Source organism: Paenibacillus xylanexedens (genome assembly GCF_007676705.1).
Taxonomy (GTDB): domain Bacteria; phylum Bacillota; class Bacilli; order Paenibacillales; family Paenibacillaceae; genus Paenibacillus; species Paenibacillus xylanexedens_C.
In genome coordinates this window covers 40,724-66,383 of sequence record NZ_VEBF01000003.1, presented here as the reverse complement: position 1 = coordinate 66,383, position 25,660 = coordinate 40,724, and the positions used below count along the sequence as shown (strand labels likewise).

Below are 25,660 nucleotides of genomic sequence, written 5' to 3'. Positions count from 1 at the left end.
TGTCTTCATGATCCGCAGGAGCTCCCAATGCTCCACTAGTCCCGCTTGGGTAAAGGCAACCATCTTAGTACATCCTGAATCTTCGTATCCCAATAACCCCAATCATGCCCACCTGGTTCTTCCTCGTACGTCAGTTCGAATTCCGTCTGTTCACAGGCTTGGCGGAAGGTTTGATTATCCTCATACAGGAAATCTTCCGTTCCGCAACATTGGTAGAGCAGAGGCCGCTGGCCTTGGCTTTCTTTTAACAGATGAATGAGATCATTCTCAGTGCCTGCCACCTTTGGTCCGAAAATCCGTTGTAACTCAGTCTGTTGCAATGCTGAGGATGCGTTTCTATCCATATGTGCAGACATATCGAGTGCTCCAGACAAACTGGCAGCTGCAGCATATTGATCTGGTTTACGAAGGGCCAGCTTGAACGCCCCATAGCCACCCATGGATAATCCGGCAACGAAATTGTCCTCCCGTTGATCTGACAGCGGGAAGAAAGAACGAGCAAGTGCGGGCAGTTCTTCACTGATAAAGCTCCAGTAACGTCCGCCTTCTACCATATCCGTATAGAAGCTGCGATGTACCTGTGGCATAACAACAGCGATCCCGAGGTTGGCCACATAACGTTCGATGGAAGTCCGGCGCAGCCAGATGGAATCATCATCAGACAGACCGTGCAACAGGTACAGGGTTGGGTGCAGTCCTTTGCCGGTCACATTCTCCATGCCGATCTGATTGTGGGTTTGTTGCGGTAGAATGACATGCATGCTGGTACTTAATCCAAGCGTATCGGAGTAAAAATCACATTTGATTAGTGCCATGAGTATAAGAAACCCCTTTCATAAGTTCGTTAACCACGTGTTCTGACATGAGACGATGGGATGGAGTTCGGATGTCTGGAACTCCAAAGTGTTTATATGTAACAGGTTATACGCATTGTTCTTCCATTGCAATAACAAGATCAGTCTACAACGTAACAATGTTATGTTACACTGACTTCAATATAAAGGGGGACCATATATGACGGATGATTTGATCTCCAAAAAAGAACTACTGGACCTCACAGGGATCTCGTACGGCCAGTTATACCGCTGGAAGCGGAAAAATCTCATTCCGGAAGAATGGTTCATTCGGAAGTCGTCCTACACCGGACAAGAGACCTTTTTTCCAAAACAACAGATTTTACTCCGTATTGACAAGATTCTTAATATGAAAGACGGATTGTCGCTGGATGAGCTGGCAGACGTGTTCTCACCTACATTGGGCGAAGTGGAGATGTCTGCTTCACAACTATTAGAGCGAAACATTGTTTCACAAATCTCACTGGATCTGTTGCAAGAAGCAGGTCGGGAACAACCGCTGTATGCTTTGGAGCAGATCATGATGCTCTACGTCCTTGATAAGCTGTTAATGAGTGGAGACATTACGCGGCAAGAGGGTGCGTTGCTGATCGATGTCATGTCTGAACATTATTATCGTTTCACAGGCAAACCCAGCGAACTAGTGCTTACCCGTAAGATGGGTGTCCCATCATTCATGCTGGTGACAGCAGGAACGGAGTTTTATTTTGACAATGGTGTAAAGGTGGTTCTTAGGCAGCCCATGGGAACATTTATGGAAGAATTAAAACTCAAATTGGGATAAGGAGAGGGTCTTCTATGGTAGAGCGAAATAAGCGAAATGATCTGAACGTAGCGGGCATAAGTCAAACAGCAGGCGGGGAGTTTCATCTTGTATCTATTGATGGCATGGCTAAGGTGAATGGTAACCTGGACTGCACTTCTAGGAAGTGAATGGAACATTGAAGATGCACGGTGCTTTGAGCTCCGAGAGTGCAACGATTAACGGGATGTGCACGTTGAATGGCCCTTTGACCAGCTCGCTGAGCATATGAAAGTGGTCGGTGAGCTTTATCTGTCAAGCGATTGTCAGGCGGAAAGTATCAAGCTGAACGGGCAATTGACGATAGCGGGAATGCTCAGCGCTGAACATATGACACTCAAAATCATGGCGCCATCCGAAGTCAAGGAAATGGGCGGTTCCATCATCTCTGTGAAGAGTGGCCGGATGAATGACTTGTTTACGGGGAGTAAATCGATTCTTAAGGCACAGATTATCGAAGGTGATGATATTGAATTAGAGAATACGGAGGCCGAGATTGTCCGTGGAGATCAAATAAAAATCGGTCCAGGCTGCCGGATTGGTACAGTGGAATACCGTTCATCTCTGCAAGTTCATCCGCAATCGGAAGTTTTAGCGCAAAGCAATCGGTCTTTGGACTGATTAACGCAGACTTCCTTTCGGATATACTAATGCAGTCATATGAATAGAGCGTGAATGGAGAGATTGAGTACAATGGTTGCACGTAAAAACAGTATTGGATTGGTGCTGGCAGGGTTACTGCTCAGCATACTAATGGCCTCGATGGATAATACCATCGTGGCAACAGCTATGGGGGATATTGTCGGGAAACTGGGTGGGCTCGACAAGTTCGTCTGGGTTACCTCCGCGTACATGGTGGCTGAGATGGCGGGAATGCCGATCTTCGGTAAGCTATCGGATATGTATGGCCGGAAGAAGTTTTTTGTATTTGGTATTATTGTGTTTATGCTTGGCTCGGCGCTATGCGGAACGGCAACGTCTATTGTGGAATTGACGATATACAGAGCGATTCAAGGTATTGGTGCAGGTGCCCTGGTGCCGATTGCATTTACGATTATGTTTGATGTTGTTGCACCAGAATCACGCGGCAAATTGGGTGGATTGTTTGGAGCGGTTTTCGGCCTCTCCAGCGTATTTGGACCCCTGCTCGGTGCTTACATTACCCAGTATGCGACATGGGAATGGGTATTTTATATCAACCTGCCACTCGGCTTGATTGCATTTGTGTTTATTGCATTCTTCTATAAAGAATCCCATCAGCATCAATCTCAACAGATCGACTGGCTGGGTGCGGTAACGCTGATCGGTGCTGTTGTGTGTCTGATCTTCGGTCTGGAACTGGGCGGCAAAACGTTTGCCTGGGGTTCCTGGCAGATTCTTGGCTTGTTTGCCGGATTCGTAGCACTAGCGCTGCTGTTCCTGTTTGCAGAAACGAGAGCCAAGGAACCGATCATCTCCTTCGGCATGTTCCGCAACCGTGTCTACTGGTCCAGTAACGTCATTGGTATGTTCAGTGGTGCGGCGTTCATTACAGCATCCGTGTACATTCCGATCTTCATACAGGGAGTACTTGGTGGTAAAGCGACCAACTCCGGTCTCGTACTTCTGCCCATGATGCTGGGGTCTGTTGTGACGGCGTCCTTGGGCGGAGTGTTGATGACCAAAATCAAGTATCGCAATATCATGATCCCTACGTTGGCTTTGCTTGTCATTGGACTTGGATTGCTGACTACGCTGGATGAGAATTCGTCCCTTTGGACGATACGTATCTACATGGTGATGGTTGGTCTTGGTGTCGGTGCTTCGTTCTCCGTACTTAGCAATGCAGCCATGAACGCGTTTGAACCTCAAAGACGTGGAGCAGCAAGCTCCACACTTAACTTTTTGCGGTCCCTCGGTATGACGATGGGCATTACGATCTTTGGTATCGTACAGAGCCAGGTGTTTACGCGCAAAATGAACGATGCCCTTGCTGGTTCAGCTGCGGAAGCAGGCGGTGCTTCAGCGGGCGGTATGCCTCAGGGAGTGAATCTGACCGATCCACATGCGTTGCTCTCACCAGAACTCAGACAGGCAATTCCGCCTCAGGTGCTTGACACCATCACACATGCACTGTCTTCTTCCATTGTGCAGTTATTCGCCTGGGCTGTGATTCCAGCTGCACTCGCGTTGGTCGCTTCCTTCTTCATGGGAAAAGAGAAGATGGTCGTAGGCGAAGAAAAAGGTGAATACACAGGCGGTCACTAAGCCTTTATGCAGAAAACTGTAAGTTACGTATAGCGGCTAATCGTAGTTTATTACAACTCGAATACCTATCTTAAAACATGGAAAGACACACTTCTGGCGTATCCTCAAAAGGGACGTGAAGTGTGTCTTTTTGTTTTCGTAGGATCAGCTGATCCTTGAATGCCTGAATTACGGATTGAGCCTAAGGCTGTTTCGTATCGCTAACCCCGTCCTCGACCACAGAAGGCCCTTGTGGATCAGGCAGGCTGCTATGACCAGAGCGGGCAATCAGACGATTCTGAGCTTTGTACGTATCCCGTGTGATCGTTTTGGATTCGACCACTTTGCCGTCTACACTCTTGGTTCTTACCGTCTCGACAATATATCCAGGCTGTCCGTCTTGCAGCACCTGCTGGGCACCATCAGGCAATACCGTACTGGACACATACTTTACAGGAACACTTAATGTTTCAATGGTACGAGATTCAAGGGCATAGCTGACGCTTTCCGGGAATGTCCCAAAAAATTTCACGACCAAACTCCCGTTTATGACTTCGGCATGGATCAGCAAGGACTTGCCTGTATTGTTTTTGAAGCGAAAATTGATGGCTCCCGAGGCAAAGGTGGCATCCAATCCTTTCGGCAAGTATTTGACGGGCAGGGAGTGATTGCGACGCTCAATAATATCGAGACCCGTCAACAGTGCTGCGTTATACACTGTACTGGATACCTGGCAGATTCCACCCCCAATCCCGGGGGTCAGTCTTCCGTTCACAATGACCGGTGCCTCACGAAACCCATAATCCTTTTCAGCTTTACGGACGACCTTCTCATAATCGAACACGGCATCCGGAGGCAAAATCATGCCGTTAATCGCTTCCGCGGCTGCGCTAACATTATGTATCCGGCCTTCACTGCTATTGCCAAGACCCGTGGAGAACTGGATGATCTTCCGTTCAATGCCTTCTTGGCGAAGAGAGTCAAGGGTTACCTCAGGTTTCAGCGTATACAGTGGTACCTGGATTATCAGCGGAGCTGGTTTCTCATCCGGGTTCAGTGCACTGAAATCCCGGTGCAGCTTCGTCTGAATGAGACTTGTGAGCGTATCCCAATCAATCCGGCGGACACCCTTTTCCGGGATATACTGGACTTGGTCACTTGCGGTAATGCGGCGAACGGCGTTCGCAGGTGTACCGAAGGTTTCTTTTTCCCAGGCAGGGCTGAGATGTTCTTGGAGTGGTTCTAAGTGGTGGGTCATATCCAGAGAGAACTCTTTCGGAAAATGATAACGTGCATAAGCGCGTTCCCACAGGTTACCTTCCTCAAGCTGCTGTATTGCGGACTCAAAGCTGTTAACGTTGTAGCTTACTCCCACCTGGGCTGCGGTATGCGTCATGGTCTTGGGGTCAGGTTCAGTCACTTCAAGGGTGACAGGCCAGTCCTCCAGCTTTTGGATCCGTTCATCGATTGCATGCAAAACTTCCTTACGGTTCTTCCCTTCTACCGCCCAGCCCCCAACATGGACGTCTTTGGGCAGGGCAGGCTGATTCACGTACATATACAACAATCCATAGGACGCGGAGCCGATCAAGAGGATGGAGAATAGAACAATGACCGTCAGATGTATTTTTTTCATAACCGTACGCTCCTTTATACTTCAGTTGTTCCCGACTTTGTAACACTTTCTATATATATGATCCAATGCAGGAAAACTTTCGGGTACTCAATAGGTAACAAATTTGTTACAATAAACTTCATATGAATCCATGCTTCACCATCAAAACAGGGACGACGTGGATTTTTTCCTGATGAAATTCAGGTCTTTTTAAAGGAAATGCCGGGATTGTGTCGAAATGATAATGGCTAACTATGTGAGCAGGAAGTGATGATGTGATAGAAATGCAGGACGTGTGGAAGACCTACGCCAATGGGACCCACGCATTACAAGGGGTGTCGGTGAAGATCGACCGCAATGAATTTGTCTATATCGTCGGTCCGTCCGGCGCAGGCAAATCGACATTTATGAAATTGATGTACAGAGAAGAAGTTCCGACCAAAGGACAAATATCCATTAACGGATTTAATATTGGTAAATTGAAGCCAAGAAAGATTCCTTATGTGCGTCGTAACATCGGCGTTGTGTTCCAGGATTTTCGTCTGCTGCCACGGATGACAGCATTTGAGAATGTGGCATTTGCGATGGAAGTTATTGAAGCGCCGAAGCGTCATATCAAAAAACGGGTGATGGAAGTGCTCGACTTGGTGGGACTGCGGAGTAAGGCAAATCGCGAACCTTCACAGCTCTCGGGTGGAGAACAGCAACGTATTGCCATTGCACGGGCTATCGTCAATAACCCATCGGTTATAATCGCGGATGAGCCTACAGGAAACCTCGATCCGGAGACGTCATGGGGGATTATGCAACTGCTGGATGAGATTAATTTCCGGGGGACAACCATTGTTATGGCGACCCACAACAAAGATATCGTAAACACGATGCGTAAACGGGTAATCGCCATTGAACGTGGACAGATTGTACGGGATCAGATGAGAGGGGAATACGGTTATGAATTTTAGCACTCTCTTGCGCCATCTGCGGGAGGGATTCAAAAACGTATTCCGCAACGGCTGGATGTCTGTAGCCTCCATCATGTCCATTATTGTGTCGCTGTTGATTCTTGGCGTGTTCATGTTGCTGGTGCTCAATGTAAATTCCATGGCGAATCAGGTTGATAGCCAGGTGGAGATCAGCACGTTTCTTGAATTGAATGTGGATGAGAAACTGCGCACTACCCTGGAGCAAGAAATCAGCGCGATGCCAGAAGTAAGTGAGATCCGTTTTGTTTCCAAGGAAGAAGGACTCAAGGAGTTCCGTGAACGTCTTGGAGAGAGTGCAGATAACGTGCTTAGCGGTTTCGATGTGGATAACAATCCACTGCCGGAGACCATTGAAGTTGAGGTCATTGAACCGGAAACCGTGACTTTTGTGGCGCAAAAAATCGAAGCCTTGAACGAAAAACACCCGGAGAAGCCGATCATGAAAGTGAACTACGGCAAGGAAACGGTGGAAGTATTGTTCAAATTTACGAAACTGGTTCGTAATATCGGATTTATTTTTGTCGGGGGACTGGGTCTGATGTCCATGTTCCTGATCTCGAATACGATTCGCGTAACGATTCTGGCCCGTCGCCGGGAGATCGGCATTATGAAGCTCGTTGGCGCAACCAACACCTTTATTCGTTGGCCTTTCTTTATTGAAGGTGCACTTATTGGATTTATTGGCTCGGTCATTACGGTTGGGGTGCTGTTCGTTGGATATAGCCAGTTAATGGCCACGATTGGTCAGGATGTATTCATGCAGATGCTTAACTTGATTCCGCTCGGCGAAATCTGGTTGCTGTTTGGAACACTGTTGATCGGACTCGGTGTGCTGGTAGGTATTTTGGGAAGTACACTGTCCATTCGGAAATCACTCAACGTTTAATCTTGTTTTCATCGATCGAATTGCAGAATATGTCGAAAAGAATGGTAAAGCAGGTTCATTCATGGACGCTGTTTGACGATATGTAGGAAAGACGGAGTCTTTTAAGATTGAAGAAAGCAAAGAACATGCTGTTCACCACCTGTGCAGGTTGCTTTCTTGTGAAATCATAGGATGGGGGATCATCATTTTGAAAAAAACCGCTTCGCTGCTGGCCTTAACGTTATTGGCCGGTATGACGCTTCAACCTTCTGACGGATATGCCAAGAGTAGCATCAGCGATATTGACCAGCAGATTCAGCAACTGGAGAACAAGGCAGCTACTGCCAAGCAGGAGCAGAAAAAAGCCGCTTCCAACAAAAAGGAAGCTCAGCATTACAAGAACAAAACCAATGCTTATCTGAAGGTTGTCATGGAACAGATCAATGTCGTTAGTGATGAACTGGCCAGCGTATCCTTGCAGATCGAGAACACGGAGGAAGATCTCCGTACAACCAAGAAAGACCTTCAAGCGGCAGAAGAACGTATTGTTGCAAGGGAGAAACTTTTGGAGTCACGTGTGCGCCTGATGTATACGGACGGTGCTGTATCGTATCTGGATGTATTGTTGTCCTCCACCAGCTTCACTGACTTTCTGACCCGTGCGGATTCACTCAAAACGATCGTGGATCAGGATCAGCATCTGCTGGATGAACATAAAGCGGACAAGCAACTGGTTGTGGACAAAAAGGCAGAACTGGATGTGCAGTATGCAGAAGCCAAGAGTCTGTATGCACAGAAGAAACAGCGCAAGTCCCAATTGAATGAAAAAGAAGCGGAAAAGCAAGTGCTTCTCGCTTCATATGATGCTAAAATTGAAGAGTCAGAAGAGCTGACACAAGAGCAGGAAGATGTATTGATGCAGATTGCCAGCAAACGTTCGGCACTTCTTCAAGAGAAAAATAAATTGCGTGAACAACAGGCAGCCGCCGCAGCCAAAGCAAAAGCCGCAGCCGCTGCTCGGGCGAAAGCTGCAGCGAAGACGCCAACCAGAGTCAGCTCGGATAGCAGCAGTGAGGTCACGTATTCATCAGGTAATGGTATTTTCTCAAGACCGGTATCTGGCGGACGCATTTCTTCTCCATTCGGTCCCCGTACCCATCCAATTACGGGTGTAGTGGGTAAAATGCATGCTGGTGTTGATTTCGCTGTTCCAACGGGAAGCTCAGTTTATGCTGCTTCTGGCGGAATCGTAATTATGGCTGAATGGTATAGCGGCTATGGCTATACGGTTATTGTGGACCATGGCGGCGGGTTATGGACGTTATATGGTCACTTGCGCGAAGGTGGATTTAAAGTCAGCAAAGGGGACACCGTGAGCAAGGGTGATACCATTGCTGAGTCAGGAAACACAGGGAACTCTACAGGACCTCACTTGCACTTTGAAGTGCGAGACAATGGTACAGCAGTGAATCCAATGAATTATCTGTAAATTCCTTGTCCCCGGACCGAATGGAAAAAACATATTCCGTACAAGCTAGACATATACTAAGCTGGCATGTTTAGGGAATGGATTCCGGCAACAATGGAATCTGACACGCTTCAAAACGAAAGGCGGTGACAAACGGATGATGAAGAAAAGATCGGCGCTACTGCTTGTCATTGTGGGTCTCCTTGGCGGTAGTTTGCTAACCCTGGTATTGATGACTTATCCGGGAATAGCGAGCCAGACCACAGCGGGCGAAGGTTTGCTGGCCAGTGTAACCGGCAATACGCAGCAGAAGAACGATTTGAAGAAGATTGAAACCGCGATGGATTTGATCTCAAGCAACTATTATAAAGACGTGGATCAGACCAAATTGATTGACGGTGCGATCAACGGCATGATGGAATCCCTTGGTGATCCGTATTCCAACTATATGGGGCAGGAAACGGCTACCCAGTTTGAAGAGTCGATCGAAGGTTCATTTACCGGTATTGGTGCAGAGGTATCGTCACAGGATGGAAACGTCGTTGTGGTTTCCCCGATCAAAGGGTCTCCTGCCGAGAAAGCGGGTATTCGTGCGAAAGACATGATTATGTCTGTGAACGGAGAATCCCTGCAAGGTTTGGAACTGAACAAGGCGGTTAACAAAATCAGAGGTCCAAAGGGCAGTGAAGCGAAGGTACAAGTTAAACGTGCTGGATCTTCAGAACTGATTGAATTTGTTATTATACGGGATGACATTGATCTGGAGACCGTATATGCGCACATGGAGGACGGTGGAATTGGCGTTATTGCCATTACCCAATTCTCTCTCAATACAGGTGATCGCTTCAAGGAAGAATTGGCGAAGCTTGAGAAGCAGAACATGAAAGGTCTGGTCATCGATGTACGTAATGACCCAGGCGGTGTATTGCAAGTTGTCATTGATATTGCTGAACAGTTCGTTCCTAAAGGCAAGGTTATTGTGCAAGTTGAAGACAAGAACGGCAAAAAGGAACAAAGTAAATCGAATGGATCAGCCAAAGCTTATCCAATCACAGTCCTGATGAACAAAGGTAGCGCGAGTGCGTCGGAGATTTTGGCTGGTGCATTACAACAGTCAGCAGGCGCTAAGTTGATCGGTGAAAATTCCTTTGGTAAAGGAACCGTGCAGACGAGTTATGACAAGCAAATGGGTGACGGCAGCTTGCTGAAAATTACCATTGCCAAGTGGCTCACACCGAACGGGGACTGGATTCATGAAAAAGGAATCAAACCGGATATTGCGGTAGACCAACCGGATTACTTCTCGGTGGCACCGATTAACAAAGAGAAGTTACCACTTAAATATGACAGCAATAGCACGGATGTGAAAAGTGCGCAGACGATGCTGAGAGGACTCGATTTCAAACCGGATCGTGTGGACGGATACTACGACCAGAAGACAGAAGAAGCGGTCAAGGCATTCCAGAAGCAAAAAGGCATTCAGGCTACAGGCCAGATTGATGAGAAAACCGCTGAATCACTGGAAGCGGCTCTGATTGAACGTATTGCCAATCCTCAATATGATGCACAGCTGAAACGCGCGATCGAAAATGTCTCAAAGGATATTTCGTCCGCAGTGTCGAAGCCATAAAGAAGGCTGATTTTCAGCCTTCTTTTTTTCTGAACCGGCTGAAGGAGAGGGGTGACCGACCACAATGGAATGGGTATGGCCGTGGTTAACTACATTAGGGGAAGCTTTGTTGCAGTTGTTTATTCAGCCGTTTTATTATATTGCGGTGATCCTGATTGCGCTGATCTATCATCGTCAGTTACTGCAGGAGCGTAAATTGTTTCATGTCCGTTTGCAAAGCTCGATCACACAGACGATTCGTGCGGTACTCGGAGGCATACTCATCGGTACCATTGTCTCGATCGTGTCCCTATTTCTCGGTGCACATCTTACACTGGGAAGTCTCATATGCATATGGGCTGCAACGCTAGTTCTATCTTTGTTCCGCATCCGGTATCTGTGTTTTGCTTATGCGGCCGGGTTACTGGGTGTGCTGCAATTTGGTTTGAATCTGGCTTCAGGCTGGCAACCATCGGGTTGGCTGGGTAGTATAACGGAAACGCTACGTACCCTGGATATGCCTGCACTGCTTGTCCTGGCGGCCCTTCTACATATGGGTGAAGCCCTGTTGGTACGCATGCAGGGGGTATCGATGGCATCACCGCTTCTCTTCGAGGGAAAACGCGGGAAACTGGTTGGTGGATATCAATTACAACAATTCTGGGCTATTCCTCTGCTGATTCTTGTTCCAGTCACAGGAGGTGGCGCAGAGCTGGCATGGAATCCGCTTATGAATGCGGGACATAGTTACATGCTGGTTGCGCTGCCGATCATGCTCGGATTTGGTGAGGTAACGCAGAGTATGCTTCCAGGCCAGAAGGTGCAGATCTCGTCAAAACGCTTGATGCTATATGGGACAACCTTGCTCTTGTTCAGTTTGCTTGCCGCATGGTGGTCTCCACTCATGGTGGTTGCAGCACTGATTGCATTTGTTGGACATGAATTTCTGGTGTGGTACAGTGCGTTCGAAGAGCAAAATCGCAGTCCGGTATTTGTTCATCCGCAGCACGGGTTGAAAGTATTGGCTGTTATTCCGGAGAGTCCTGCTGCAGATTTGGGGATTGAAGCCGGAGAGACGTTGTACAAGGTGAATGGTAAGTTGGTTCATTCGCCGGAAGAGTTGCATCGTGCACTGCGGATGAACCCGGCTTTTTGCAAACTTGAGGTGCGAAATCACCAAGGAGAAAGCAAGTTCATGCAACGAGCGATCTATGAAGGGGAGCATCATCAGCTTGGGGTCATTATGGCACCGGACAATCACGAGGTCTGGGCGATTCGTTTACGTCCACTGACGCTGTTCCATGTCATTAATCTCAAATTGTTTGCCCGTCTGAAAAAACCACAAAGGGACGAAGCTCCATTGGCTTTACCGCCAGCCCCTGTGGCCAGTGATAAAGGGTCCATAGAGATGTAACTAAGCATACGTGATGAAGTATGTTGCATAAATCAAGCAAAGAAAAAGGTATTTCCGAGCGCCGTCACAGGCAAGGGAAATACCTTTTTGTTATTTTTTTAACATAAAAATGGCGATTTGAGTCCGATCACGCAAGCTCAGCTTACCGAGAATATCCGTGACATAGTTTTTGACCGTGCCTTCACTGAGGAACAGTTTGGCTGCAATTTCCTTATTGGATAGTCCTTCCGATATGGCCTCGGCAACCGCCAGCTCCATACGTGTCAGTCCATAGGCTTCGATTGGATGATGTGTCTGGGAAGTTGGAGAAGGACGAAGAAGGCCAGTGAGCTTGCGAGCAATATCTGGATGAATTAACATATCACCGTTATGTACGGTCTTGATGCCTTGAATGATGCGCTCAGGGGGCACATTTTTGAGTAGATAACCACTTGCGCCATTCTGCAATGCCTGAATAATATACTCATCGTCGTCAAACGTAGTCAGCATCAGCACCTGGATTTCAGGAAAACGTGCCTTTATGCGAAGTGTGCCTTCGACTCCGTCACATTCCGGCATCCGAATATCCATTAAGACCACGTCCGCAGGCGTACCTGCCTCAAGCAATGCCAACGCTTCCTGTCCATTTGAGGCTGTGCCTGTAACGTTAATGCCGGAGTCCAGTCCGAGCAGCACTTTAAGGCTCTCGCGAATGAAGTAGTCATCGTCAGCGAGAATCAGCCGAATAAGTGGGGGCTGGGCTGAATCATTCTTTACGTTCACATCATTCTGTTCGGGCATGAGAACATTCACATCCTTTTTTCAGAGTATATGCATTTGGTTGGTTATTGGAATGCGTGTAATCACCGTATATGGATAAGCCGATTGAATCTCCAGGGCTCCTCCCACCATTTGTGTGCGCAGAAGCATGCCTTCCTGTCCTATGCCATTTCGCTTGGAAGAAAGGGGATTGATTTTGCCATCATTACTTACACTCATGCACACTTCCTGATCCCCGAATACCAACTCCACAGTGATCGAAGAAGCATTTCCATGTCGCAGGGCATTGGTCAGGGCTTCTTTGGCATTTTTGTACAAAACAATCTGTATGCTGGGATATAGCACATGAGATGGGCCATGAACTTCATAATTTGTCTTCACGCCGGTGTCTCTGCCCACTTCTTCAAGGAAACGATCCAGTGCGTAGGTAGTAGAAACATAGGAATCCGGTTGTAGTTTGTGAAGGGTGCTGCGCATATCATCCATACTGCCGGCCAATTGATCGCGAATCTGTCTCACCATTTCCGTTCCTTGTTCCCTATTTCGGGGGAGGGTCAGCAGGGCGGCTTCCGACATCATTTTGGTGCGAATCAGTCGATGCCCGATATCGTCATGAAGTTGTCTTGAGATACGGGTGCGTTCCTCTGCCTGAGCCGCTCCTTCAAGTTGCTTTGCGAATAGTAGCAGCTGCGCACGCGCTTCTTGTAGCTCGTAATGTTTGCTGCGAAGCTCGTCGTAGACTTGTTCCAGTTGTCCGCGGCTGCTCGCCGTTCTTGATCCCTGCCAGGACAGAGCCGCTATGATGAGCAAAAGCAGGTTGCCAAGAACCATCGCTGTTGTCTCTGCGGAGAATTGAGTATCGGCGTTTGTATACAGTGTGGTTAACCCTGGCTGCAATGCCTGTGGGTTAGAATAATGCCAATGCAATGCCACATTGCTTGCCACAAGCTGATTTCCAAACATCAACCACCGCTGACTCCCCTCCAGTCTGTACATATACACGTAGAGCATGGATAGAGAGAGGAATACCATAAATGGTCCATACGAAGCAATCAGCCAGCAGTTCCAGAGTATTTGGGCCAGAAACAGCAGCCACTGCTGTGTACTTGAACGGGTAAAATCTTTCCACACGGAGAGTCCAAGCGCGATGATGACATACAGGGTGTAGACGGCTTCATTTTCCAAGGGCAGCATCAACAGGTATAGCACTGCTGGAACGATAATCAATCCGTATTGCAGAGACCGCATCGGCATATGTAAGTGACATCCTTTATATAAAAGTGGAGTAGAAAATCTCTCGGTAATGCGCCCTTGATTATACCATAAGCAGGATTCGAATCAGGAGATGACTTAAGTCACCTTCGATTCATTACTTTTCGTACCTTCGTCTTAGACGGCGATCCGTTACAATAAAACTATGAAATCCAGCGGCGGAAGTCGAACCGGAAAAGGGGCGTTAAAGAGATGGGTATACTTGAAGTGGATCAGGTTGTGAAACGATACGGCAGCAGGCTGTCCGTGGATCATTTGAATCTTAGTGTTGGCAAAGGCGAAATTTTTGGATTGCTCGGTCCCAATGGAGCAGGGAAAAGTACCACCATCAGCATGATTGCAGGGCTCCTGAATATGGATCAGGGTGAAATCAGATTAGATGGTATATCGGTCAAGGAGCGACCGCTAGAAGTAAAGCGCAAGATCGGACTGGTTCCACAGGATCTGGCGTTATACGAAACCATGTCTGCTGCGGAGAATGTGACCTTTTTTGCCAGACTGTATGGACTGCGTGGAAAATTGCTTAAGGAAAGAGTGCAGGAGTCCCTTGAATTTGTAGGGTTACAGGATAAAGCAAAGGATGCCCCCTCGACCTTCTCTGGCGGTATGAAACGCAGGTTAAACATCGCATGTGCGATTACACATCGCCCGGATCTAATGATTATGGATGAACCTACAGTTGGCATTGATCCGCAGTCTCGGAATCATATCCTTGAATCGGTACGCACACTTAACAAGATGGGTTCAACGATCATATATACAAGTCATTACATGGAGGAAGTGGCTGCGATTAGTCACCGGGTTGCGATTATGGATCAGGGGCGAATCATTGCCTGTGGCACTGAAGCAGAACTGAGAGAACGGGTAGCATCGGAGGAAAAAGTAGTGCTCTCCACTTCCGGTATCGGTCCCGACGTCGTGGAAGAATTGAAACTTCACCCTCGCGTGCGAATGGTAGACGTTTCAGATAATACACTGATCATTACGCTGCCTTCGGCACAGCAGGATCTACAGGATCTGCTCTTTATTTGCAGCAAACATGAAATAACCATTCAGTCACTCAAGGTTGAAGAGCCTGATCTGGAAACATTGTTCCTTAATCTGACCGGGCGTACGCTTCGGGACTAGGGGGAGCAAGAGATGAATATATGGCATATTTGCATCTTTGAGTTAAGACGTATTCTTAAGATTCGATCTGTGGTATTGAACCTGTTCATCCTGCCGTTGTTACTGATTTTTATATTGGGCACGGCCCTTTCCAGTACAATGGGTACGGCGGAAGATGTCATTCCGGATTCTGTACGTGTAGGGATAATCCATATGAATTCGGAATCAGGCGGAGGATCAGATGCGGTTAGTCAAGCGCTGGATTCATTTGTGAAAGCTCCAGCGGTAGCTGAGATGGTTAAGGTGCAGAACTTTACGACAGAAGAAGAGGCTGTCCATTCTCTGCGCACTGGCAAGCTCGACTTTGCCGTAATGATTCCTTCAGATTTTGAGCAGAACGTGATGATGGGGAAAGAGGCCAGGTTGCAATGGATACGTGGAAAGGACAGCACGCTCAATACCTTGGGCGAAACCTTGTTCACGCGGTTTACGGATGAATGGAATCGACAGATGGCGATTACCAAAGTGCTGGGTCCGGAAGTGACTGCTGCCATGACCTCTGGCTTGGATTCTAATGGAGCGAACTCGACTTCCATTACTGTCATTAATCCCGGAAAAACAGGTACGTCCTACAGCGCCTCCCAATACTATGCAGCATCCATGCTGGCGATGTTCATGTTGTACTCGGGTATGACAACAAGTACCAGCCTTTTTGGAGAGCGGGATAACCGAACGCTGATCCGCCTTCAGGCTGCGCCGATAGGTAACGGAGTGATCTTTGCCGGGAAAATTGCCGGCAATAGTCTGCTCGCTTTTTTACAGGCAACGACGATCATCCTTATGACATATTGGTTCTACGGTGTAGATTGGGGAACGTATCCTGGGTATATTGTGCTAACTTGTGTTCTCATCACTTTGGCATCTATGACCCTCGGCATTATTGTATCCCTGGTATGCAAAAGCACGGCATCGGCCGGTGCAACCTTACAAGGCATCATTATTGTCATGACATTCATCAGTGGTGGGTTCAGGCCCATTCCGGTTGATTTGGTGCAACGTCTTAGCGAATTTACGGTTAATCACTGGGCGCTCCAAAGTTTTCTGAGAATGATGCTGGATGCACCTGTAGGAGAGATAGTATATAACATACTGATGCTAGGCGTGGTATGCGCTGTTTTACTGGCCATCTCAGGATTGATCTATAGAAAGGCAGGATATCGATATGAATAGTCTGCACATCGCCTGGTTGATGATCAAACGTACACTTGGCCGTAAAATGGGCTTCATTACGTTTCTGCTTCTGCCTTGCCTGGTGGTTACAGGTGCGGTAGCTCTTTTTGGAAGTGAGCAGAGTACACGCACGGTCATTCCCTACGTCAATGAAGATGCAGGGGTGGCAGGGACATGGATGATTCATGAACTTGCTGGCGAAGAGGAATATTTGCTCAAGCCAATGAACAACGAAGCTGAAGTGAAGGAAGCTATCGCTCAGCAAAAAGGAAGTTCTGGCATCATCATTCCGGCAAATTATACGGAGGATCTGTTACAAGGTAAGGCAACCGAAATTCAACTGGTGGAACTGCGTATAAGCGAAGGTTCTTATACACTGCGAGCAGCAGTTGAAGGTTTGACGAGCGGCCTGCAACAATCTGCTTCAGCTGTTACGGTGGCGGCAGGTCGAGTCTCAAGTGAGATGGACGTACTGGAGAGCACACAGAAGCCGTTAGAACAGCTATTACAGGAGATAGGCAAGCAACAGGTTGCTGGTGAAGTTACCGATCTGCAGATCTATCCCAAGCCAGGCCTGAACAATGTGACTGGATTTACAATTATGTTTATGATGGGTCTGCTGACCAGTGCAGTAGCTGTGATTATGGAAGATCGCAGGAAACGCACGATGGCCAGAGTATATACGGCACCCGTACAAGCATATGAGATTGCGCTTGGCAATTTTCTGGGCAGCTTTGTCATTGGTATGATTCAGATTGTGATGGTTTTGGGAGTCAGCAGATGGTTGCTGCATTATGATGCCGGTATTCCTTTTGGAATTCATTTCATGATATTGTCGGCATTCATGCTGGTCTCCATGGGAATCGCAAGTACGGTTGCAGGATTGATCCGGAACTCCAAAAATGCGAATATGTTAAATTCACTTATCATTATGCCAACATGTATGATAGGTGGTTGTTTTTGGCCGATCAGTTTCATGCCGGACTATATGCAGAAGCTCGCTAACGTAGTTCCGCAGAAATGGGCCATTCAGGCGGTGGAAACGATCTCCGCTGGCGGTACGTTATCGGATATTACCCTGCCGCTATTGATTTTGTTTGGTATGGCTATCATTTTGCTGACGGTTGGTTCTGCAATTCTGCGTCCCAGTCAGCCAGGGGTAGATGCATAAGGCAATCGACATAAAAGAAAGCACGTTCTGCTGAAATGAATTCAGTTAGAGCGTGCTCTTTTTGCATATATTATAAGTAATGATGCATTATGCGAGATATTGATGATTAAGGTTGAAGTTGGCGGAGTACGGTGATTTCCACCCGACGGTTCTTTTGTCTTCCAGCCGAAGAGGTGTTGTCACCCGTTGGGCGAGTATCTGCATATCCGGCATACTGGAACCCGTCAGGGTTTAGATTTTCTGTATCCAGAAAAAATCGCAATACCGACAGTGCACGTTCACCAGAAAGTTCCCAGTTGTCTTTGTACGTGGAGTTGGCCCCGACCGGAATATTATCCGTATGTCCTTCGATGCTGACAACGGTATTCAGGTCCCGAAACAGACTCGCCAGCTTGGTCAGTGTGGGTGCAGCATCCCCTTTGAGGGCAGCTTGCCCCTGATCAAACAGGAAGCGGTCACTGAGGGTAATGGAGAGGCCCTGTGGCTTGTCCGCAACAAAAATCTGGTTTTCCAGTTTATTATCCTCGATATATTGGGTAATCACATTGAACAGATTTTGCAATTCCTGCTCTTGTGATCTGAACTGTTCTTCCCGTTCTGTGAGCGGCTTGTTGTCATCTTCTGGTGTTGCTGTCCCGGAATCGGAGGGGGTTCCTTCGTCTTTTGAAGGATCTTCACCCTGCACCTCGGATGGTGGATTCTCTGTAATCGTCTGTCCGGGCTTCTCACCGAGTCCCTCACCAAGCTCAAGTATAGAGTCGGATGCGTTGAATGTATTCTGTAAAGATTGAGTAACGACGTCATATTTACCGGAATCCAGATTGCTCATGGCGTACATGATGACAAAAAAGATCAAAAGCAGGGTAATGAGATCGGCATAAGTAATCATCCAGCGATCCCGATGATCGATAGTTTCACGTTTTCCGCGCCGTTTACTGCGCCGACTCATCCAATCCCTCCTTTGCTAAGGGGCGTATATGCTGACGATGCGTGAGCGTGAAGGACTCCAGTCTTTTGCGTACGAGCTGGGGATTCTCACCGTTTTGAATGGCAAGTACACCTTCGAGAAGCATTTCCATGGTCTGCACTTCGTCGGCACCTCTGGATTTGATCTTGGAGGCAATGGGCAAAAAGATAAGGTTGGCACTGGCGACCCCATACAGGGTTGCGGTAAAAGCAACAGCAATGGCAGGTCCGAGTCCGGTTGGATCGGTCAAACTGCCAAGGACCTGAATGAGTCCCATCACGGTTCCGATGATGCCCATGGTTGGGGCGTAACCACCAGCAGATTCGAATATTTTGGCGTAGCCCTCATGTTTTTGTTCAATAGAATCGATCTCCATCTCCAGGATCTGGCGAACCACATCCTGATCCGTACCATCGACAACCATCTGAATCCCGTCTTGCAAAAATGGATGCGGATGATCCATAACTTTGCGTTCCAATGCAAGCACACCTGATCGGCGTGCGATCGAAGACATCTCGACCAACTCTTCAACCCATATACCGGATTCATTATTGTTACGTCCAAAAGCCATACGCAGAGCAGCTGGAATCGTACGCAGGCGATGTGCAGGGAAACTGGCAACCACAGCAGCAATCGTTCCACCGAATACAATTAAAGCAGCCGTTTTTTGCATGAGGCCGGACAGTTGACCGCCTTCCCACAAGAAACCGCCGATGACTGCGGCAATTCCGGCAATAATACCGATAAGTGTCGCAATATCCATAAATTAATCCACTCCTATCTTCATTTCACGTTTGCATCACTAAAACGAACAAGGTATAATTGAACGGGAACAAATATTCCTATTACTATAAGTTTTCCCATATGAAAATTCGGGGAACTTCGACAATATATAGTGACTATTATTTTAGACGATAGGGTGAGATACGGCAATGAGCGATATTATAATGAGCGACAAAACGTTCGAAATCGAATCAGAGTTTTCTCCCCAAGGTGATCAGCCTGCAGCCATTAAAGAACTGGTGAAGGGTGTTCAGGAGGGGAAAAGGTATCAGACTTTGCTGGGTGCAACGGGTACGGGTAAGACATTCACCATTGCACAGACCATAGCTCAGCTGCAACGGCCAACGCTGATTATTGCGCACAACAAGACGCTGGCAGCACAGCTTGCAAGTGAGTTCAAAGATTTTTTTCCTAACAACATGGTTGAGTATTTCGTCAGTTATTACGATTATTTTCAGCCAGAAGCATATATCCCGTCCTCCGATACGTATATCGAGAAGGATTCAAGCATTAATGAAGAGATCGACAAACTGCGTCACGCAGCGACCAGTTCGTTGTTTGAGCGCAGGGACGTCATCATTGTAGCGAGTGTATCCTGTATTTATGGTTTGGGTTCACCGCATTCGTATTCCAGTATGTTGCTGTCACTCCGGGTAGGTATGGAGAAACCGCGTAATCAGATTTTGTCCCGACTGGTAGAGATTCAGTATCAGCGGAATGACATTAACTTTGTACGGGGGACATTCCGTGTTCGTGGGGATGTCGTAGAGATCTTCCCTGCCTCCAAAGGCGAACATGCGATTCGGGTTGAATTGTTCGGTGATGAGATCGAGAAGATTACGGAGATTGACGTGTTAACCGGTGAATTGATTGGCGAACGTGAACATATTGCCATCTTCCCGGCGTCTCACTTCGTAACGCAAGAAGAGACGATGAAGGTTGCGCTGGTGAACATCGAGCGTGAACTGGAAGAACGTCTTGAAGTGTTGCGTGAACAAGGGAAGTTGTTGGAGGCTCAGCGACTGGAGCAGCGCACACGATACGATATCGAGATGATGAAGGAAGTTGGCTTCTGTTCTGGGATTGAGAACTATTCCGGTCCACTGACCTTCCGCGAACGCGGCGATACACCATATACACTGATGGATTACTTCCCGGATGACATGTTGATCGTGGTCGATGAGTCCCATGTGACTCTTCCACAGATCCGTGCGATGTACAATGGAGACCAGGCGCGGAAGACGGTATTGGTTGAGCATGGTTTCCGTCTGCCGTCAGCATTGGATAATCGTCCGCTCAAATTTGAAGAGTTCGAAGGCAAGATGGATCAGATTATCTATGTATCGGCCACACCAGGTCCATATGAGATAGAGCATACGGATACGATGGTACAACAGATTATCCGTCCAACCGGTCTGCTTGATCCAATCATAGAACTGCGTCCAACGAAGGGACAGATCGATGATTTGATAGGTGAGATTAATGATCGGATTGCCAAAGACGAGCGTGTGTTGATTACAACATTAACGAAGAAGATGTCAGAGGACCTGACGGATTATCTGAAGGAAGTTGGAATCAAGGTTCGTTATCTGCACTCCGAGATCAAGACGTTGGAGCGTATGGCGATTTTACGTGATCTAAGGTTGGGCGTTTTCCATGTCCTAATCGGCATCAACTTGCTCCGGGAAGGTCTCGATCTGCCCGAAGTTTCCTTGGTAGCCATATTGGATGCCGATAAGGAAGGATTCCTGCGTTCCGAACGCTCACTAATCCAAACGATTGGTCGTGCCGCACGGAACAGCGAGGGTCGCGTTATTCTATACGGTGACAAAGTGACCGATTCGATGGATAAAGCGATAAAGGAAACCGAACGTCGTCGTGCGATTCAGATCGAGTACAACGAGAAACATGGCATTACACCACAGACGATTCGCAAAAAAGTGCGTGATGTTATTGAGGCAACCAAAGTTGCTGAATCCAAGAAAGACTATCTTACAGGCGCTGCCGAGAAGATGTCGAAGAAAGATCGCCAGGCGCTTATTCAGCGCCTAGAGGTAGAGATGAAAGATGCAGCGAAAAACCTGCAGTTTGAGCGTGCTGCCGAACTTCGCGATGCGTTGCTAGAACTCCGCGCTGAATAAGACACCTGCTCATTCATATGCTCCAGTAAAGAGAGATCGGTAACAAGAGAACGGCCAATTGGCCGTTCTCTTGTTGAGTAAGGAAATCGTTGATATCTACCGATAATAAGAGATGTTGAAAACTTAAAATCAGGTCTATACTGATAGAAAAGTTGAAATTGGTTAAAAGGTTTATAGAAAAGCATTTGGGAGTCGTGTCCCCCTGCGAGCCAAGAAGCGCCATGGTATTGAACCTGGAGCCGAGCCGAAGGCAATAGCGACCCGCCGCGAACGTGGCGAAGCCGAGAGCGTCCCCGGTGTTGACCTTGAAGCCGAGCCAAAGGCAATGGCGACCTGTCGCGACCAGGGCGAAGCCGAGAGCGTCGACGGTGTTGAACTTGGAGCCGAGCCGAAGGCAATGGCGACCCGCCGCGAACGTGGCGAAGCCGAGAGCGTCCCTGGTGTTGACCTTGGAGCCGAGCCGAAGGCAATGGCGACCTGCCGCGACCAGGGCGAAGCCGAGAGCGTCGACGGTGTTGAACTTGGAGCCGAGCCGAAGGCAACGGCGACCTGTCGCGACCAGGGCGCAGCTGAGAGCGTCACCTCGTAGTAGAGCGGTCCCCTAATGTTCCGGCAATAGGCCGGAACATTAGGGGAAACCGCGGGCACACGACCACCCTTCACATAGCAAGACCTGACCCCTCACCGTTGCACTGCTTGTTTCGGGTGTCCAGAGGGCTGCGCCCTCTGGGGCCCTCCCTTGGAAGGGAGGGTTTGGGAGGGATCGAAAAGCCTTTAAAAAGGTTTGGATTAACACACTGAGAGGATGAGTACTATTGGCGAGCGATAACATTGTCATTAAAGGTGCACGAGCGCATAACCTGAAGAACATCGACATTACCATCCCGCGTGACCGCTTTGTCGTATTGACCGGCCTGAGTGGCTCAGGTAAGTCCTCGTTGGCTTTTGACACCATCTATGCCGAAGGACAGCGGCGATATGTAGAATCATTGTCAGCCTATGCAAGACAGTTTCTGGGACAGATGGAGAAACCGGATGTGGATTCCATTGAAGGATTGTCTCCTGCCATTTCAATAGATCAGAAAACAACAAGTCGTAACCCGCGTTCTACAGTGGGAACAGTGACTGAAATCTATGATTATCTGCGTCTGTTATTTGCACGTGTGGGTCATCCGCATTGTCCAGACCACGGCGTGGAGATCAGCTCTCAGACCGTAGAACAAATGGTTGACCGTATTATGCAATACCCGGAGCGTACCCGTTTGCAGATTTTGGCACCCATTATCTCGGGTCGTAAGGGCGAGCATAAAAGCGTGTTTGCCGATGTGTCCAAGCAGGGTTTCGTCCGTGTACGGGTGAACGGGGAGCTGCGTGACCTGTCAGAAGATATTCAATTGGAGAAAAACAAGAAGCATACGATTGAAGTGGTCGTTGACCGGATCGTGGTTAAGGATGATGTACAGGCACGTCTGGCCGACTCCATTGAAACAGCACTTAATTTATCCGGAGGACAACTCCTCGTGGACATTATGGGTGAAGAAGAGCTACGTTTCAGCTCCAACTTTGCCTGCCCGGTGTGCGGATTCAGTATTGAAGAGCTTGCACCGCGGATGTTCTCTTTTAACAGTCCCTTCGGCGCTTGCCCGGATTGTGATGGTTTGGGTGTCAAGATGATCGTCGACCCTGATCTGCTCGTACCGGATCGCAGCAAGACGATTGAAGATGGTGCTTTTGATGCCTGGACAGGTGGAACATCCACCTATTATCCGCAGTTCCTGAAGTCAGTATGTGAGCACTTCAACATTCCGCAAAATGTACCTGTCGAAGATCTGCCAGCTGAGCAGATGAACAAGTTGTTGCAGGGTACAGGTACGGAGAAAATCCGTTTCCGCTATGAGAATGATTTTGGACAACGCAAGGAAGCACTGGTTACCTTTGAAGGTATCGTGAATAATCTGGAGCGTCGTTACCGGGATACAGCATCTGAAGGTATCCGTGAATTCATCGAAGGTTACATGAGTGCGAAGCCTTGTGGTACGTGTAAAGGTCAGCGTCTGAAACGGGAGAGTCTCGCGGTTACGATTAATGATCACAACATGGCGTATGTGACTAGTCTGTCCATTGGTGAAGCTGGCCGATTCTTCGATACATTGGAATTGTCGGAGAAAGAGCAGACGATTGCCAAACTGATCTTGAAAGAGATCAATAGCCGTCTCGGTTTCCTGGTGAACGTCGGTCTGGATTACCTTACACTGAGTCGTGCTGCCGGAACATTATCCGGTGGAGAAGCGCAGCGGATCAGACTGGCTACACAGATTGGTTCCAGCCTGATGGGTGTACTCTACATTCTGGATGAGCCGAGTATCGGTCTGCATCAACGTGATAATGACCGTCTGATCTCAACGCTTGCGCATATGCGGGATATTGGTAACACGTTGATCGTGGTTGAACATGATGAGGATACGATGATGGCTGCCGACTATATTATTGATATTGGCCCAGGTGCAGGTATTCACGGAGGTACCATCATGTCACAGGGTACACCGGAAGAGATCATGAATGATGAAAACTCATTAACCGGTCAATATCTGAGTGGTCGCAAATTCATTCCTATTCGTACAGAACGTAGAAGTGTAGGAGACCGCTGGTTGGAAGTACGCGGAGCCAAAGAAAATAACCTGAAGAATCTGAATGTGAAGATTCCTGTAGGTGTATTTACCGCGGTAACGGGCGTGTCTGGATCTGGTAAATCCACATTGATCAATGAGATCCTGTACAAAACACTGGCACGTGATTTGAACCGTGCACGGGTACGTCCGGGTCAGCATAAAGAAATTCGTGGTCTGGAGCATATCGATAAAGTCATCGATATAGACCAATCGCCAATCGGGCGGACACCACGTTCCAACCCGGCTACGTACACCGGTGTCTTTGATGATATTCGGGATCTGTTCGCTCAGACGAATGAAGCCAAAGTACGTGGATACAAGAAAGGCCGGTTCAGTTTCAATATCAAAGGTGGACGTTGTGAAGCCTGCCGTGGAGACGGCATTATCAAGATCGAGATGCACTTCTTGCCTGACGTTTATGTTCCTTGTGAAGTCTGCAAAGGCAAACGATATAATCGGGAAACGCTTGAAGTGAAATATAAAAACAGAAATATTTCCGATGTGTTGGAGATGACGGTTGAAGATGCAACCCAATTCTTCGAAAACATTCCTAAGATCCATCGCAAAATGCAGACGCTGATGGATGTGGGACTGGGTTATATCAATCTGGGACAACCTGCAACCACATTGTCTGGTGGTGAAGCCCAGCGCGTGAAGCTCGCTTCCGAGCTGTATCGTCGCAGTACGGGGAAAACCATTTACATCCTCGATGAACCGACAACCGGTTTGCATGTGGATGATATCGACCGTTTGCTGAACGTACTACACCGTTTGGTGGATTCCGGGGAATCGGTGTTGGTAATCGAGCATAACCTGGATGTGATCAAAACAGCTGACTATATTGTCGATCTGGGTCCAGAAGGCGGTAGTGGTGGAGGAACCATTGTTGCAACTGGAACACCTGAGGATATCGTTAAAGTGGAAGCTTCCTATACCGGCAAGTACTTGAAGCCAGTTCTAGAGCGGGATACCGAGCGGAGTAAGGCGCTGCAATTGGTGGACTAAGTCCCTGTAGTCAGAGATTATTGAACGAAAAACGATAGTGAACAAGCCCTTCTTTTCGAGAAGTGTGAGCCATTGGATTATGATCTGATGTGCTCTGCTTGCGAAAAGAAGGGTTTTATTTTTGGAATATGTAGAGCGCTCCTCAAGGGGAAATCTGGTTACAGATTATGCTTCCGATGCAGCTTTCTTTCAGAAAGCTTTTAAGCGAACGCTTCGCTTTCTCAGTTTTTCTTTCCTCTCCGTTATGGTATAAATGATTAATTCAACTTATATAGAATGTTTTCGTGAAAGTGTTTACATATATGTAGGGGCAAGCATTGCAGGGATATCCAGCCAAATTGGATTTTTTTCATTTTTATGGATGATAGGGCTTGCATTACAAGCAGGGTACAGATAACATAGAGGAAGATATTAGGGTATGCGTTAGCTGTTCAACTATGGTGAGGAGGTCTGTCTATCCATGCTGTTTGCAGAAGCTGCCACGGCGAGTACATCGAATTTTAATGCATTTGATATTTTTGTCATCTTATTTACGATCCTGATTTTCATCGGAGTCGTTCGACTCCTTCGGGCACCGAAGAAGAATCTGTTTGCGATCGGATTTGCAATAGTCAGCCTGTTGGTATTTCTGATGACAGACTATGCGATGATAACCGGTTGGTTTGCTCAGTAGGAATGCTGCTGTAGTGGATGGAATTTAAGCCAAAAGAGGTACAGACG

Annotated in this window: 21 protein-coding genes; 15 read left to right on the top strand and 6 right to left on the bottom strand. The window is 47.9% G+C overall.

Annotated features, from left to right (window positions below; genetic code table 11):
• Positions 1 to 35: 35 nt before the first annotated feature.
• Positions 36 to 815, bottom strand: coding sequence for an alpha/beta hydrolase (locus FS628_RS18295; RefSeq protein ID WP_145324330.1), 780 nt, complete (start codon positions 813 to 815; stop codon positions 36 to 38).
• 199 nt (positions 816 to 1,014) lie between these two features.
• Between FS628_RS18295 and FS628_RS18290 the strand changes: the two genes are divergently transcribed.
• The 4 genes from FS628_RS18290 to FS628_RS18280 all read left to right on the top strand — a co-directional run bounded on the left by FS628_RS18290 (position 1,015) and on the right by FS628_RS18280 (position 3,903).
• Positions 1,015 to 1,638, top strand: a complete 624-nt coding sequence (locus FS628_RS18290; protein WP_145324328.1) for a YhbD family protein — start codon at positions 1,015 to 1,017, stop codon at positions 1,636 to 1,638.
• Between the two features lie 14 nt (positions 1,639 to 1,652).
• Positions 1,653 to 1,787 (top strand): hypothetical protein, encoded by a 135-nt coding sequence (locus FS628_RS32715; protein ID WP_260871107.1) that lies wholly within the window; start codon positions 1,653 to 1,655, stop codon positions 1,785 to 1,787.
• A gap of 58 nt (positions 1,788 to 1,845) precedes the next feature.
• The gene (locus FS628_RS18285; protein ID WP_145324326.1) at positions 1,846 to 2,277 is read left to right on the top strand and encodes a hypothetical protein; all 432 of its coding nucleotides are present in this window, start codon (positions 1,846 to 1,848) and stop codon (positions 2,275 to 2,277) included.
• A 72-nt stretch (positions 2,278 to 2,349) separates the two neighbouring features.
• A complete protein-coding gene (locus FS628_RS18280) occupies positions 2,350 to 3,903 on the top strand; it encodes an MDR family MFS transporter (RefSeq protein WP_145324324.1) in 1,554 nt (517 codons plus the stop codon).
• 181 nt (positions 3,904 to 4,084) lie between these two features.
• Here FS628_RS18280 and FS628_RS18275 read toward each other — a convergent pair whose 3' ends face one another.
• Positions 4,085 to 5,518, bottom strand: a complete 1,434-nt coding sequence (locus FS628_RS18275) for a VanW family protein (protein ID WP_145324322.1) — start codon at positions 5,516 to 5,518, stop codon at positions 4,085 to 4,087.
• A 254-nt stretch (positions 5,519 to 5,772) separates the two neighbouring features.
• Between FS628_RS18275 and ftsE the strand changes: the two genes are divergently transcribed.
• From ftsE to FS628_RS18250, 5 genes are all read left to right on the top strand, one after another.
• Positions 5,773 to 6,459 (top strand): cell division ATP-binding protein FtsE, encoded by a 687-nt coding sequence (gene ftsE / locus FS628_RS18270; RefSeq protein ID WP_024631580.1) that lies wholly within the window; start codon positions 5,773 to 5,775, stop codon positions 6,457 to 6,459.
• Entirely contained in the window at positions 6,449 to 7,366 is a 918-nt protein-coding gene (ftsX, locus tag FS628_RS18265; protein WP_145324320.1) for a permease-like cell division protein FtsX, read from the top strand. Before ftsE ends, ftsX begins: the two co-directional genes overlap by 11 nt.
• Positions 7,367 to 7,553: 187 nt before the next feature.
• Positions 7,554 to 8,834 (top strand): murein hydrolase activator EnvC family protein, encoded by a 1,281-nt coding sequence (locus FS628_RS18260; RefSeq protein WP_145324318.1) that lies wholly within the window; start codon positions 7,554 to 7,556, stop codon positions 8,832 to 8,834.
• A gap of 136 nt (positions 8,835 to 8,970) precedes the next feature.
• Entirely contained in the window at positions 8,971 to 10,443 is a 1,473-nt protein-coding gene (locus FS628_RS18255; protein ID WP_145324317.1) for a S41 family peptidase, read from the top strand.
• A 64-nt stretch (positions 10,444 to 10,507) separates the two neighbouring features.
• Positions 10,508 to 11,836, top strand: a complete 1,329-nt coding sequence (locus FS628_RS18250) for a PDZ domain-containing protein (RefSeq protein WP_145324315.1) — start codon at positions 10,508 to 10,510, stop codon at positions 11,834 to 11,836.
• Positions 11,837 to 11,926: 90 nt separating this feature from the next.
• Here the strand turns inward: FS628_RS18250 and FS628_RS18245 are convergent, their stop codons facing one another.
• Together FS628_RS18245 and FS628_RS18240 are read right to left on the bottom strand one after the other, a co-directional pair.
• Entirely contained in the window at positions 11,927 to 12,616 is a 690-nt protein-coding gene (locus tag FS628_RS18245; RefSeq protein ID WP_145324313.1) for a response regulator transcription factor, read from the bottom strand.
• Between the two features lie 21 nt (positions 12,617 to 12,637).
• On the bottom strand, positions 12,638 to 13,849 hold the full coding sequence (locus FS628_RS18240) for a sensor histidine kinase (protein WP_145324311.1): 1,212 nt from the start codon (positions 13,847 to 13,849) through the stop codon (positions 12,638 to 12,640).
• A gap of 210 nt (positions 13,850 to 14,059) precedes the next feature.
• On the opposite strand from FS628_RS18240, the gene FS628_RS18235 reads away from it, so the two are divergent.
• The 3 genes from FS628_RS18235 to FS628_RS18225 are packed head-to-tail and all read left to right on the top strand — an operon-like array spanning position 14,060 to position 17,375.
• Positions 14,060 to 14,995 carry an ABC transporter ATP-binding protein gene (locus FS628_RS18235; RefSeq protein ID WP_145324309.1) on the top strand — a complete coding sequence of 312 codons (936 nt, stop codon included), beginning with the start codon at positions 14,060 to 14,062 and terminating at the stop codon, positions 14,993 to 14,995.
• A gap of 12 nt (positions 14,996 to 15,007) precedes the next feature.
• Positions 15,008 to 16,204 (top strand): ABC transporter permease, encoded by a 1,197-nt coding sequence (locus tag FS628_RS18230; RefSeq protein ID WP_145324307.1) that lies wholly within the window; start codon positions 15,008 to 15,010, stop codon positions 16,202 to 16,204.
• Positions 16,197 to 17,375: an ABC transporter permease gene (locus tag FS628_RS18225; protein ID WP_145324305.1), complete on the top strand. Its 1,179-nt coding sequence runs from the start codon at positions 16,197 to 16,199 to the stop codon at positions 17,373 to 17,375. The genes FS628_RS18230 and FS628_RS18225 overlap by 8 nt, the downstream gene beginning before the upstream one ends.
• A 106-nt stretch (positions 17,376 to 17,481) precedes the next feature.
• On the opposite strand, the gene FS628_RS18220 is transcribed toward FS628_RS18225, so the two are convergent.
• Together FS628_RS18220 and FS628_RS18215 are read right to left on the bottom strand one after the other, a co-directional pair.
• Positions 17,482 to 18,324, bottom strand: a complete 843-nt coding sequence (locus FS628_RS18220) for a flagellar motor protein MotB (protein WP_145324303.1) — start codon at positions 18,322 to 18,324, stop codon at positions 17,482 to 17,484.
• Positions 18,308 to 19,105: a flagellar motor protein gene (locus tag FS628_RS18215; RefSeq protein ID WP_145324301.1), complete on the bottom strand. Its 798-nt coding sequence runs from the start codon at positions 19,103 to 19,105 to the stop codon at positions 18,308 to 18,310. The genes FS628_RS18220 and FS628_RS18215 overlap by 17 nt, the downstream gene beginning before the upstream one ends.
• Before the next feature lie 169 nt (positions 19,106 to 19,274).
• On the opposite strand from FS628_RS18215, the gene uvrB reads away from it, so the two are divergent.
• The 3 genes from uvrB to FS628_RS18200 all read left to right on the top strand — a co-directional run bounded on the left by uvrB (position 19,275) and on the right by FS628_RS18200 (position 25,613).
• Entirely contained in the window at positions 19,275 to 21,266 is a 1,992-nt protein-coding gene (gene uvrB, locus FS628_RS18210) for an excinuclease ABC subunit UvrB (protein ID WP_091013102.1), read from the top strand.
• 815 nt (positions 21,267 to 22,081) lie between these two features.
• Positions 22,082 to 24,940 (top strand): excinuclease ABC subunit UvrA, encoded by a 2,859-nt coding sequence (uvrA, locus tag FS628_RS18205; RefSeq protein ID WP_145324299.1) that lies wholly within the window; start codon positions 22,082 to 22,084, stop codon positions 24,938 to 24,940.
• A gap of 460 nt (positions 24,941 to 25,400) precedes the next feature.
• Complete coding sequence (locus tag FS628_RS18200; RefSeq protein ID WP_062837045.1) at positions 25,401 to 25,613, top strand: hypothetical protein; 213 nt, start codon at positions 25,401 to 25,403, stop codon at positions 25,611 to 25,613.
• Positions 25,614 to 25,660 lie beyond the last annotated feature (47 nt).